The following is a 13899-nucleotide window of genomic DNA, read 5'->3' on the forward strand; positions in this document are numbered from 1 at the left end:
GCTAAAATGGTATTCATTCATTTAGCGACCACGTAGTTCTACCTGGTTTTACTTTCCCGTATTTTTTCGGTTAAACAGATGTTTCTGATAGTGTTAATTTGAGAAAATTAAGCGGAGCACGAATCGGCTTAATAGAAAAACATGATGAAAACAAAAAACCAGGCAAGCGACTGAACCACCTTATCAGCACAGCTCTTTTAATACAACCGAACCCAATACCGCTGCCTGTAAAGCATCAAAACGCTATGGCCGCAGGTGTGCCATATCCTGAACCTAAAATACAATCAAAACCAACAGATATTTCAAGCCTCTTAAAATCATGGAAAACAAACTCATCTTTAATCAGTATGATATGGTGGTATCTTTTACGGAAGATACGCTAAATCAGGAACTCAAAAAACTCGTTACCGGTGGAACAATCAAGCCAACGGTAGTATTATCAAGAACCGCAGATAATAGCGGTAATTATAACTATACGGTATGGGATAACGAGAGCCAGGTCCCGGCAGGAGCGGAGTACATCAGCGGAAATATTACACCTGCTGTACGTATAGATCAATCTGGCAGCAATATAGTTCTGGTATTAAATTTTGATGCCGGCAAAGCTTCATTTATTGATAAAAATGGCTTTGGCCCCTTGGCCGAACTTAAACAGTATGATATGACGGGATGGAAGTATGGCTTTAACGTTAACCTCGATCTTTCGGAATTTAAGCCCGATGGCACAAAGATACCTTCGCCGGCGGTAGCGGAGCAGCTTAATAACTTTAGTGCTGATAACCTTTCAATCAGCTGCCTTTTTATGGATTTTGTTTCTACAGACCTGAAAAGCACCATACCGGCTGAAACTTCGTGCCCGGCAGAAATGACGGAGTTTATGAGCTTTTATTTTGAACATTTATCAGCCAGCGGCAATCCCTACATATTAGGCTATAATGCCAATGCAAATAATAATAGCACATTTTCGCAAAATATCCCCGCCGAACTAACACCTACCGGAGCCAACTATTCAATGTTTGCTGACCATGTGAACACTGGCACAAGCAACCTGAACTACGCCATGGTTACCAAAGGCGGTTTTGTTAATATACAGGGCAGTTCGCCAACACTTGATAGCAACTGGTTTTCGGCAAACAGCAACCCTGATGGCAAAATAATCATTTCACACCTCCGTTTGCTGGAGGCTTTGATCCTTGTTCCGTTCTATAATAATTTGCAGCAGCAGGTATTTCAACAGGTTTCGCAACATGTAAGTGTTGGTCCCGGTCAGCCCTATAATGCAGCAAAAACCGTGAGCGGCAGCAACTGGAGTTTCAACATGTCAAATGTTAACGGAGGCGATGACCAGTATGTAAACACCTTTACCGTTGGCCTTCAAAATGCCCCTGATTCAATTGTTCTAAGTATGAACGGAGCCATTAATATTTATAAAGAAGTATCTAAAGATGCCTTTTTTTGCACAGCCAGGGCGCATGCAAGCGCCAACATCCAATGGGCCGGAACGGTTACACTAAACATCAGAAACGGGCAGTTGAATTTGGATAAGAGTTTCGGTATTACCAGCAAAAATTCTGACCATGGTACCAATACCTGTGCGGATGCTTTTTCGTGGATGGGCAAAATATTGGGTGGCTTTCTTGACCTGTTTACATTTTGGACCGATGGCGGTGCGCTGTCGAATCTGCTGGATGGCGCGATGAGCGTTGATATACCAGGCATTGGCGATATTTCTATCGGCCTGGACAATTTTTCGAGTGTAATTACAGGCCTCATTATTATGCCAACGGGTTCAAATTATCAGCTGTCAGCATCGCCTGCATCACCAACTATTGATAGCGACGGCAACGTTTACCTCGATCTGTCAAAAACAAATTAATTAACATAGTTAAAACTTAATCGTGATGAAAAACACAAGTATTTTTGAACAATTTGACATGGTTGTATCCATGACTCAACAAACCATTAACGATCAGCTTACGCATCTTTCAAGAGTTGGTACCATCCACCCTTCGTTTATTTTAGTACAAACAATTGAAAAGGGAAAATATGTTTATAAAGTATTGGACGATGCAAGCCAAATTCCGGATGGCTGCTCATATATCAATGCCAATATTCTGCCGCAGATTAATATTTCAAACAGTGGTTTAGATATCACCTTTGTTTTAAACATGGTTTCGGGCACAGCTGCGTTTTGGATCGGACAGGGGCCTATGTCACAACTTACCAATTTTGATATTGCTGATTGGGCTTATGGCATTGATGTGAATATGGACCTGTACAAACTGGAGCAGGATGATATTGGCAAAAAGATAGTTGTACCACCCTTAGTTGAAGCACAGCTAAAAAACTTTACCGATAATATGTTCAGCGTAAACTCATTGCTGATGGATTTTGAATCGGTTGATTTGCTGCAGTTTAACCCAACCCATACCACAGCAGGCAGTTCGGGCGACATAGGCATTGAGCAAATGGTGCTGTTTATGCAATTTTATTTAAAATGGTTAATTGCAACAGGCAATCCTTATGTTTTGGGCTATGCCATAGCCCAGACAGACCAAACCCAGGTTCCGGTTACTGAAGTTGTACCTGACGAGCTTAAGCCGGTAGGCACCACCTATTCGATGTATAGCGATGCGGTAATACCAGGAAAGAGCAACCTGAATTTTGTATTGGCTACCAAAGGCGGTTTCGGCCATATTTCAGGCTCGCCCGGAACTTTTGATACCAACTGGATAGGGGATAATGAGGATATAAATGCCAAAATGATTATCTCGCATAACGACCTGGTTGAAAACCTGATATTAAGACCCTTGTATGAAAACTTTCAGAGCGGCGTATTCGACCAGATAAAAGATAACATAAACGTGACTTCGGGAAATACGTATGAGCAAGGCCGCGCTTTTACAGCAACGGGCATTAGCTATACCATATCAAATGTGAGTTCGGGCAATGACCAATATGTAAATACTATCGACGTGAGCTTTAACAACAACGCTACAAGTGTTGATATTGTATTGAAAGGGCATGTACAGTTGTATAAAGAAGTTGATAAAGACATGGGGCTTTGTACCGCAAAAGCATATGCAGGTGGTACGGTTGACTGGTCGGGCCTGTTTACTATCGAAGCAACAAAAGATGCATCCGGTTACCCTACCTTAAAGGTTACGAACAGCAGTAAGATTGACAACCTCACTTCCGACTCTGATCAGAATACATGCGCTAAGGCTTTTGCCTGGATAGGTAAAATATTGGGTGGAATTCTGGATGCCCTTACAGGCGGCCTCGACCAGGGATTTTTTACCGGCTTGTTTGATGGCCTGTTGGATTTACATATTCCGCAAATCGGCAATATGGGTGTTGCCTTTGGCAATTTATCTAATGCGGTGCGCACTACTATTTTACTGCCCGGCGGACAGGTATTTTATTTCAAAACCCCATCTATCGACTCAGAAGCTAATTTCTACCTGTCATTAACCTACAAAACAGATCATTAATTGCTTGTTTTTAATCTTCTCAACTATTAAAATATGGAAACCCATTTCAATGACATTTTAACATTGCCATCAACTGGTTTACAGGATGTAAAATCAGCACAGATACTTGTTTCATGCGAACTGATGAAAAATCAGGTCAAAGCCTCGCCAATTGAACCCAATGATAATATCCTGGTGGCACAGGACAGCAAAGGGCAGCCCTTAATATTTACCATTGGTACAGATGGTATTTTACGCTTATTGCAATTTTCGGCAGGATCAGTCGATGGCTTTTCGTCCATCAACTTAATGGATGGTTTTAAAGACTATGACAAGGCCATAACCTTTGATATCAGCGAAGATTTAAAAGGCCGGATTTCAATAGCCTTTTCCTTATCACTTAAAACTACTGGTTTTACGGATGTTTTTATTGCTGAAAATATTCCGAATAATGCAGACTGGTCTACATTCGCTACTTTATGCAAAAAGGCGCAGGGTATTGATGCCTCGTTCATTGCCGATCACATTCGGCTGGGAACAACCGACATCAATAATAACGCCATGGTACTGGCAACCGGTAAAATAAACGATAATGAATATTATTACGAGATCAATGGCACCGATTTTACCGCCGTTAAAATGGAGCTACCGGAAAATGTGCACCAGGCCACCGAAATTGAAATTGGTTTTGCCTTCGGCCAGAAAGCCAAGTTTTTTTTATACGGCATAGGCGATTCGCAAACATTGGAATGTACTACCATTGCCGATAAGTTTGAAGGCAGTTTGGTGTATGATTTTAGTCCCGGTAATGCAGAGATACCCCTGCAATACCAAAAAATGACCTATAACTGTATGCAAACTGCCTATGGTACACAAACAAACCCGATGTTGATTTCCTCAGACCTTTATATCGGCACAGCGCAGGGCATATTTCTGTTTAACGGATGTAAAATTAAGGATGGCGGTTTCCAGGTAGTTACTGATAAAATAAAAGATGTACACCAGTTGTATATCACCCAGGATGCATCCAGCATATCTGTTTGGGCAATGGTAAGCCCTAATAACCTCTACTATATTTATGGCAAAAAGAGCAGCGCAGGATATACATGGAACGATCCTATCCTGTTTAATACCGAAACAATCCACATTGCACCAATAAGGAATAAAATTAAACTCAGCAATGAGCTTTACCTGGTTGACCAGAACGAAAACCTTATTCATTGCTGGCAGGACCCCGCGTCAACCATCTGGAATCAAAGAACCATTAATGTAAAAGCAAGCGATTACCTTATCAACCTGGATTCGTTTACTACCAAGGTAAAAATTACCGACCAGGATGGTAAAATCCTTCCCAACCAAAACGTCTTCATCACTTCGTCTGAGTGGCTTTTTGTGAATATCAACGGCAAAATTTATAGCTTGGATATGGACAACCCGGCAATAGTGGCTACAGATGGTCGCGGGATGATCAATATCATCCAGCTGACAGATAATATCGCATCGCCGATTTTTCACCTGGATGCAGCATTTTTGGATAAAATAGTGAACATTTATCCAAATGGTAAAATTCAGCATGGCCTTTCGCAAATAAGCTCTGGCGCCGACTTGCAGAATGCGAAGGACGTTGATGGAAATCCAGTTTTAACGCAAACGCAATCATCAGATACCCTTGATGGCGTTTCGTCCAATTTAAGCCAACTTACCGGCGCCGCGGCAACCCATAAAACAGGTGTGGTAAAGGATGGTGACTTGTTTACTTCGTTAACGGATAAGGGTACGAGGGAAACAGGCAAGCTTAATCTTTCGCATCTGCCGGATAACTTTATAATTGGGATGAAGTTGGAAAACGGAACCTGGAAACCCCATACCGATGCTGGCGGATTTATTAGGGCGGGCGGCATCGGCGACGATTTTTTAACTGCCGTGGGCGATGCTTTTAAATGGCTGGAAACTGCTTTTGTAGACGGAATAAAACTGGTAGAAAAGGGAGTTACCTACCTAAAAGACGGTGTAAGTTTCGTGGTTAAAAAAATAGGGGATGCCCTACACTTTGTGCTGAGCATCGCGGATAAAATATTAACCATTGTACTGGATACCCTGTTAACTGTATTTAAAGCAATAAACTGGGTACTGAAACTGATTGGTATTGATCTGCAGGCCATACTGCGTTGGTTAGGCCATTTGCTGGGTTTAGACGATATCTGGAAAACTCATAAAGTAATTGCTGCGTTAATGAATAATGGAGTTAATTATGGAGCAGGTTTGCTGGAAAGTAAATTGCAGGATCTGGAGTCGTTTTTATCAACAACTTTAAATAATGCCGAAGATATGATCCTGAAACAGGTATTACCTGCCAATATCGCCAGCCAGTCGCTCAGCCAGTCAGGTTCAATAGATAGCCCCTTAAATTCGTCGGCAGGCGATTGGATATTCTCGCAAATATTTAATAATAACTTATTCGGCGGCGGCTCATCAGGTAGTGTTAGCCACAATCCGTTTGAGCAATTTGTTAATGATGTTATACAACCAACCGTTTCTGTTTTGATTAATGACCTGGAACAGTTTTTTAAGGATTTTACAGGTTTATTATCGGGGAATATTGCCGATGCTTATAAATTGATAGCAGATCTGATAAAACTGGTCATCGACCCAATAAAAACCATCATACTGGGAATACTGAAATTTTTAAAAGACCTGGCGGGCGATTTAGCGGCTGCTTTGACAGAGATTGTCGATATTCCGTTCCTTAACACGATGTACAAATTTTTTACATCGTTATTGGGCGAAGAAGAAGACCTGACCATAGTTAATGCAGTAGCCTTCATTATTGCCATTCCATACACCTTTATCTCCAAAACTATATTGGGTCATGCTCCATTTGCCCATGATGATTATGGCATGCAATCACCAGATTATTATAAAAATTTGTTTAGTGAACAAACCTCGCCATTTTTACTGGCAGGGAGTTCATCAGGCGCAATAGCTTATTCAAAAATAGGCGGAAGTATTGCATCCGTGGCAGGCATAGTGGCAAGCATATTAACCCTCATTGGTTTTATGGAAGATGATGACGGTGAAAATCAGGGGTTAAGTACATTAGACAAAATTGCCATGGGGTTTTCGGTGCTTACGGCAGCATTGTCTTTTCCGATAAAGAAAGATGATCAAAACCACGACTCTTATGTCTTAAAAACCTGTACCTGGGTATTGGCCATTATTAAGGATTTGGGGTTTAAGTTTATTCCCAAAAAAGAAATAGCGGCCGGCGCCGAAGCTATTGCAGATGGTGTTATATTTTGTATGGCAATGCCCGCCGATTCGCTCAATGATGAAAATGCGCTAGCTTACTCCCAGGATGTGCTTAGTAATTGCGGTGGCGCAGCAGCAGCCGGTGGCATGGCCTTTAAGAAAACCGAAGCAGGGCTTATAATTGGTGCAGTTGGTGCAGGTATAGCTTACATTGGCGCTATTATCGGGCTGGTAAATTGCCTACAATCTGACGGAATAATTCATAATGTTAACCCAGGCGGCTAATCCAGATGACTGTTTAATACAAAAACCAGGGGCCTGCCAGCTCCTGGTTTTTAATTTACTTGCAAAATGGTTGAATCAATTACTTTTAATATAGACAAGCAACTTAAAAGCAACTGGTGCTGGGCGGCCGCCGCGGAATCTATAGCCCGTTATTACGGGAAAACCGAGTTTCAGGATCAGGTGCAATTAGCATGGCGGGTTTTGGGCAAAGAATGCAAATGTGCAGGCGTAAGCTGTTCGATTTGTAACATACCGCAGTTTATTGGCGAAGTACTTGAAATTGCAGGTTTGCAAAAAAAAGCAATACCGGAAGCAGTATCAAAAGATCAATTAATTGAAGAACTGATCAATCAACGCCCTGTGATTGCTGTTATTAAATGGAATAACTCGGCAACAGGCCACCTGATAGTTGTAAGCGCCGTTAACTGCGACCAACATTTTACTGTTTGGGATTCCCGGCAACCTCAAATGTCCATTTTATCTTATCAAGATCTGTTAAATAATTACCAGGGCAAATCAACATGGGTAAATACTTTTTTTACCAAAGCAGATTAGTATTTAACTGCGAAGGTCAGTAAAGTCGTGAAATACTACAACTCACATTTTTCGTCAAAAATCAACATCGGAAACCAATTAATGAACTCAAGATATAGCTATAAAAGCTATTTAAATTTAGTCAATTTTTTTCGGGATAGGTCCTACAGTAGTTTGTTATAAATACTTGCTATTTCTCAGGCATTTGCTTTCAAGGAGTTGTTGAATTTGGCACTATATATCTGTAACATTATTATTGAATGAAATTTAACTCGTTTCGTAGATAAATATCTCAAATATTTGTAGATTGCTTTGAATTAACCTCAATCTATCAAACAATGACAAACCTGTTTTTTTTAAGTGCCTGATACCTGCTGAAGGAGCCGGCACAATGTAATTTTTTCAGTAAAACAGCGTTCGCGGGTTTTTATTTCAATGCTGCCAGCAATTTATATTTTTACAGCAACCTCTAAACTAACATATACCTAAGCCTATGGTTGATAAAAAAGATTGATAAATATTACAAAATAATTTACTTACATCAATTACGTTTTACTGGCTGGCCGCAAAAAAGGCGAGTGCTAGTAACTGATCCTATAAAAAAATATAACAATCGAAAAAAATGGACAAAATTTATAAAGATTACGTCAGCAATAATGAGATAGAATTGCACAGCATTCATGATAAAACTATTAGCCTAAAAACGGCAAAAAAACGCGTAAAGCGATGGCTGGAAACGATTGGCGGTATGCCTGAATTTAAAGATAACCCTAAAAAAATACCAAGGGCAATACTAATCTCAATGGATGACATCAAACAATTACAAGAAAAATATACCGGTGCAGTTGGAATAAGGGTGTATTTTGGCCTTGGCGGAGAAGCGCAGCCCACCGTTGGCGATCTGGACGGGCTTATAGTTCCAGTATTGTTAAAAGACACAGGTGAAGCAATAGACCCGATTGCAAATGATCCTACCGAAACAGACCTATTGGTATACGACTTTACTACCCCTTGTCCGCCGGTTTGCAATATGTCAAGTGAGTTATATATCCCTTTTCCTACATCCGACTGACCCTGCTGATCAATATTTATGCAGCTATTTTATATTGCTATAATAGTACCGGCACTAGTACTGCTACCCATAGTTGCCGGTTTGATAATAAAAGTCTATAAAACCAGAAGCTTTAAAATAATATTATTCTACCTGGTTTTTAGCGGCATAACTAATGTTGCCGAGCGGCTGCTGGGCATGCGGCATATCAATAACCTGCCATTATTGCACGTTTATACCATAATTGAATTTTTGTTTATCATGCGATTTTTTCAATTAGCCTTAAACCACCCGGCGGCGGTTAGGCTTGCCGGGTGGTTAATGGTTATTTTCCCCGTTTTTGGTATCATTAATTTTGTTTTTATACAGGATATTCATCGGTTTAATTCGTACCCGCGGCCGGTTGCCGCATTAATTATTATTGCATTCTGTTTGTTTTATTTTTTAAAATACAGCGAAACCGAAAATCAAAAATCATGGGTATATTATCCGCTCACCTGGATGGTAAGCGGCTTGCTGGTTTATTTTGGCAGTTCTCTTTTTTATTTTGCGTTTCTGAATGTACTTATTGAAAAGGTGAGCTCAACTGTGGCTTATCTTTTTGTTACCATACACGCTACCCTTGTGATGGTGATGTACCTGTTATTTACCACCGGGTTTTTATATGCAAAAAACGAGCGATAATATTTTTATACTGTTGCTGCTAAGCATCGGCGGAGTTTTTATGCTGGTTGTTTCATTTGTTGTGATTTTCATCAGGCACCAAAACAAGCTGCTGCGGCAGCAAAGGCAAATACAACAGGCCGAAATTGCCCATCAAAAAGAACTGTTGCAAACGGTTATCGAATCGGAGGAGACCGAGCGTAAACGAATAGGACAGGATCTACACGACGATGTGGGCACCGCGCTCTCGAATCTGCGAATCACTATCGAGATGTTTAACCGCAGCACATCCGCAGACCTCGACAGGTTTAAAAACTCGTGTAAATCAATTATTGATAAGGTAATTTTGGATGTGCGTAATATCTCGCACAACTTGTCTCCGGCGGGCATCTTGCTTTATGGTTTTATTGGCGCGCTGGAAGAATTAAGCGAATTTGTAACACTACACAGCGGTCTGCAGGTCAGCATCAGCAATAAAGCCGGTGACCTCCCTGATCGGCTCAATGAAGCCGCAGCTATTTCATTGTACAGGGTAATGGAAGAGTTGCTGAATAACACGATTAAACACGCTGGGGCTAACCGGGCATACATCAGCTTTGAAACCGAGGGCGGTTACATGAGCGTGAGCTATCAGGATGATGGGCGTGGAATGCCAAAGAATATCAAAACAAAAAATGGGATTGGTCTGCAGAATATTGAAAGCAGGCTCGGAATTATAGGAGCTGATTTTACCATGGGCCAAAACCAGCTTAGCGGGTTTAGTATGCTGATCAAAATAATACCCGTTATTTAACATGGAAAATATCAGAATAGCCATTGTGGATGATCAAAATATTTTCAGGCAGAGTTTGGGAATGCTGATTAATAGTATCCCTGGCTTTGAATTGGTTACCGATGCGCATAGTGGGCCTGACTTTCTGGAAAAATTAAAGGGCCTGCACACGCTGCCCGATATCGCCCTGATAGATATGAGCATGCCCGGTATGAATGGTATTGAGCTGAATGAAATTTTACAGAAACAGTACCCCCAAATAAAGATTGTGGTATTATCGGTTCTGATACAGGAAAGGCTTATCTCAAAAATGATAGCCGCCGGCGCCGATGCCTATCTTGAAAAAAACTGCAATAAGGACGAATTGATAACCACTATCAATACGGTGCACACGACCGGTTTTTACATCAATCAGCAAACCATGCAGGCTTTACAGCATACAGCAAATTTCAAGAACAAAAAAAACAGGGAATTGGCGGATATAACTGCAGATATTACAAAGCGAGAAAGGGAAGTGCTTGAGATGATATGTAATGAACTTAGCGCTGCTGAAATTGCCGGAAAATTATATTTAAGCGTACGTACGGTTGAAGGGCACCGCAATAACCTTATTCTTAAAACCGGGTGCCGCAATACCGCCGGCCTTGTGTTGTTTGCTGTAAAAGCAGGTATATTTAGCCTGGATTTATAATTATTGCAAAACCAAAGTTTTGCAATAATTATAAAATGATAAGATACACCAACGAAAATATTTAATCCTGATAGAGCTACTTTAAGGCAAATTTGCTTACAGCAATAGTTTTGAAGTTAATCGCTTAGAAAAAACAATTATTTTCATTCGCTTGCTCCGAAATTGCGATTAAACCGTTGCTATTTCAAGTTTCCGCACAGATCCTTCTACTTTTACCCAATGACCATTTTCAAGATATTCATATACGGCTTTACCACTTTGCCAATCGTCAGTTAAAAGCAATGATGCCTTTAAATTTGGAGCAGGGAGGCCTATCGGCTGAAAGTAAGCATACCCGGTTAAATTTGCCATAATTGATGTTTTATGAGGCATAGTGGTCTGAAAATGGTATTCACCCCTGATTTCGTCGTCAGCATCGATGCCCGGTCCACGAAGAGTGGCCGAACCAGTTATCCTTTTGGACACTGTATTGACGATTAAATTAAATTCGATGATTGGAGCAGTACCTACCGGAGATTCGATTAGATAGATCACATGAAAAGTACCGGTTTTTGTTTTTTGTTCTGACATGACTTTACATTTAAAGTTTTTTAATTTATTTCTTATGTCAAAGTAATGAGGAATGCCTGACCGTTCCCAGCGTAGAAAAACGCGAATGATAAAACAGGTATTTATACTCGTTTTTGCTGTATCTGCTATTAAGTTGGGCATCCCGGATCCTATTTAAATTTAGCACTGAAAACTGATGAATTCTGCAAGATCAAGATAGCTGATGCCTCTGGCATGATCTGCTCCATCTTGCTGTCCCAGTAATGTCATTGCTGAAGCAAAATGAATGCATTTTCAGCTGGGGGCTCTGCCCAATCTCCTATAATAAATTGCATAGTATTTACAGGAGAAATTCCAATAAAAATCCTCGGAAACCTTAATTTTATATTGCTTGGCTAATTGAGTATCCCATGAGGATCAATCACGTCAGATTTGGATGTTGCTTCAAGTTGCTCGTAAGCGGTCATTGGAGGAGCAAACATGTTTTGATCGTAATTTAAATGGACTATCCGGATCAAGCTTAAAACGTATTACACCAATGCGGTGCTGATCGTAAGGATCAAGGATAACCTTAGCCTCAAGTTAACATCATCTCCTCTTGAGATCTCGTCCAACTGAAGCTGCTTCACGTCAATATAAGAAAGTCCGGTATAGCAACTGAAAATACCTTTTTTTATTAAACTACTGTCCTTTAATTCTTTACAAGAGTAAGTGAATTTTCGTCTCACTAAAACCAGTCATTCAGAATGAACAACCAGGGGTCTTAATGTGCTATAAAAACCGAAAAAAGGTCTTGAAAATCAACGACTTCCGCGACAATGTTCTGGTTTATATCTAAGGAAGTGGTTCCGACGAAGCCAGAACAAGCTTTATTTAAACAACCTCCTGACTAACAATTACTTGCAAAACACAATTTCGACTCACTAACGATCCAAAATGACTGTTATTGGGCTCAAATGTTATCACTCAAATTTACGAAATGAATTCGTTTAACACAAGAAAAATCATCTAAACACAACTGGCTACAAAATATCAAGAAAATTAATAAATGGTTTTCGCGAACATTTCAGTAACAACAACACATCCCTAATTCTATTACAATTATTAATTATATTTACCCTAATTCTGTAGCAGAAAATCTATTAATTAACCCTAATTCTGTGACGAAATATTCACTAATTAACCCTAATTTTGTAACAACAAGTAGTTTTGGAATTAAAGTTTTTGTCAAATGTTCGATAGGATAATATTTACAGAGTTAGAAAAATGGCTTACCAAATCAAATCGTAAGCCATTAGTGATACGAGGCGCTAGACAGGTAGGTAAGACGACCGTTGTTGGGCAATTTTCAAAAAAATTTAAGCAGTACATCTATCTCAATCTCGAGCTTGCTGTTGACAGAAAGCCTTTTGAAGAGTTCACAACGATCGAACTACTCGTGCAGTCTTTGTTTTTTATTAAAAATCAGTCACTTACCCAAAGAAACGATACACTTTTGTTTATCGATGAAATACAGGAAGTGCCTGAGGCCTTAAACATTCTACGTTATTTTTATGAAGACCAACCAGGGATTGCAGTAATAGCCGCGGGTAGTATGCTCGAAACGTTATTTGATAAAAACATTAGCTTTCCGGTCGGAAGAGTGGAATATATGGTTTTAAGACCTGTTTCTTTTCCAGAATTTTTGAGTGCTATGGATGAGCGGGAAACGATAAATTATTTACAACAGGTACCCGCACCACCCTTTACACATGATAAACTCATGCAGCTATTTCATACCTATGCACTTATAGGGGGAATGCCAGAAGTTATTAAAGAGTATAGTAAGAACAAAGATCTACTGGAGTTGTCATCAATCTTTGATTCGTTGATTACGGCATATATGGACGATGTAGAGAAATATGCTGGCACAAATGCACAGGCATTACATATAGGTCATGCGATAAGAGCATCATTTGGACAGGCCGGTCAGCGTATTAAATTTGAAGGTTTTGGAAATTCGCCCTACCGGTCCAGGGATATGGGAGAAGCATTAAGAACGCTGGAAAAGGCGCTGTTAATTGAGCTCATTTACCCGTCAAGTGACGTAAAACTGCCTTTGCTGCCAGACTATCGGAAATCTCCAAGGCTTCAGGTGCTGGATACTGGAATGCTTAATTATTTTGCTGGCATACAGACAGAGATTTTAGGAACTGATGATTTAAATAAAGTTTATCAAGGGACCTTAATTGAGCACTTGGTTGGTCAAGAGTTATTAGCTACACAGTTTAAATCCTTAAGTGCACTCCATTTTTGGGTACGGGAGAAGACTACTTCAAGTGCGGAGGTGGACTACGTTGTACCTTTTGAAGGGCAACTAATTCCGGTAGAAGTGAAATCAGGAGCTGAAGGTAAATTAAAATCCTTGCATATGTTTATGGATCTGTCCCCACATAATATGGCCATCCGATTTTATGCAGGCTCGCTGCACATTACCGACGCCGTTACCCCCGGCGGAAAGAAATATAAACTATTGAATCTCCCTTATTATCTGGTATCTCAAATCGAGAATTACCTAACCTGGTTCAAAACACAAATCTAGATTAGCAGTTTACACGATTTTTTTCAAAAGAATTAAAATAGATTAGAGCAT

10 protein-coding genes are annotated in these 13899 nt (G+C 40.2%); 9 read left to right on the plus strand and 1 reads right to left on the minus strand.

The window, feature by feature from the left end:
• Positions 1-319: 319 nt before the first annotated feature.
• From ACUN24_RS04000 to ACUN24_RS04035, 8 genes are all read left to right on the plus strand, one after another.
• Positions 320-1876 carry a hypothetical protein gene (locus ACUN24_RS04000; protein ID WP_445561355.1) on the plus strand — a complete coding sequence of 519 codons (1557 nt, stop codon included), beginning with the start codon at positions 320-322 and terminating at the stop codon, positions 1874-1876.
• A 25-nt stretch (positions 1877-1901) separates the two neighbouring features.
• Positions 1902-3494, plus strand: coding sequence for a hypothetical protein (locus tag ACUN24_RS04005; protein WP_445561356.1), 1593 nt, complete (start codon positions 1902-1904; stop codon positions 3492-3494).
• Between the two features lie 33 nt (positions 3495-3527).
• Positions 3528-7007, plus strand: a complete 3480-nt coding sequence (locus ACUN24_RS04010; protein ID WP_445561357.1) for a hypothetical protein — start codon at positions 3528-3530, stop codon at positions 7005-7007.
• A gap of 66 nt (positions 7008-7073) precedes the next feature.
• Positions 7074-7562, plus strand: a complete 489-nt coding sequence (locus ACUN24_RS04015; RefSeq protein ID WP_445561358.1) for a papain-like cysteine protease family protein — start codon at positions 7074-7076, stop codon at positions 7560-7562.
• A 601-nt stretch (positions 7563-8163) separates the two neighbouring features.
• The gene (locus ACUN24_RS04020) at positions 8164-8613 is read left to right on the plus strand and encodes a hypothetical protein (RefSeq protein WP_445561359.1); all 450 of its coding nucleotides are present in this window, start codon (positions 8164-8166) and stop codon (positions 8611-8613) included.
• Positions 8614-8631: 18 nt separating this feature from the next.
• On the plus strand, positions 8632-9276 hold the full coding sequence (locus ACUN24_RS04025) for a hypothetical protein (protein ID WP_445561360.1): 645 nt from the start codon (positions 8632-8634) through the stop codon (positions 9274-9276).
• Entirely contained in the window at positions 9257-10048 is a 792-nt protein-coding gene (locus tag ACUN24_RS04030) for a sensor histidine kinase (RefSeq protein ID WP_445561361.1), read from the plus strand. The genes ACUN24_RS04025 and ACUN24_RS04030 overlap by 20 nt, the downstream gene beginning before the upstream one ends.
• Before the next feature lies 1 nt (position 10049).
• Positions 10050-10718: a response regulator gene (locus ACUN24_RS04035; protein ID WP_445561362.1), complete on the plus strand. Its 669-nt coding sequence runs from the start codon at positions 10050-10052 to the stop codon at positions 10716-10718.
• Positions 10719-10886: 168 nt separating this feature from the next.
• On the opposite strand, the gene ACUN24_RS04040 is transcribed toward ACUN24_RS04035, so the two are convergent.
• Complete coding sequence (locus ACUN24_RS04040; RefSeq protein WP_445561363.1) at positions 10887-11288, minus strand: DUF1842 domain-containing protein; 402 nt, start codon at positions 11286-11288, stop codon at positions 10887-10889.
• A 1210-nt stretch (positions 11289-12498) separates the two neighbouring features.
• On the opposite strand from ACUN24_RS04040, the gene ACUN24_RS04045 reads away from it, so the two are divergent.
• Positions 12499-13848, plus strand: coding sequence for an ATP-binding protein (locus tag ACUN24_RS04045; protein WP_445561364.1), 1350 nt, complete (start codon positions 12499-12501; stop codon positions 13846-13848).
• Positions 13849-13899 lie beyond the last annotated feature (51 nt).

The organism is Pedobacter sp. WC2501, from assembly GCF_052682415.1.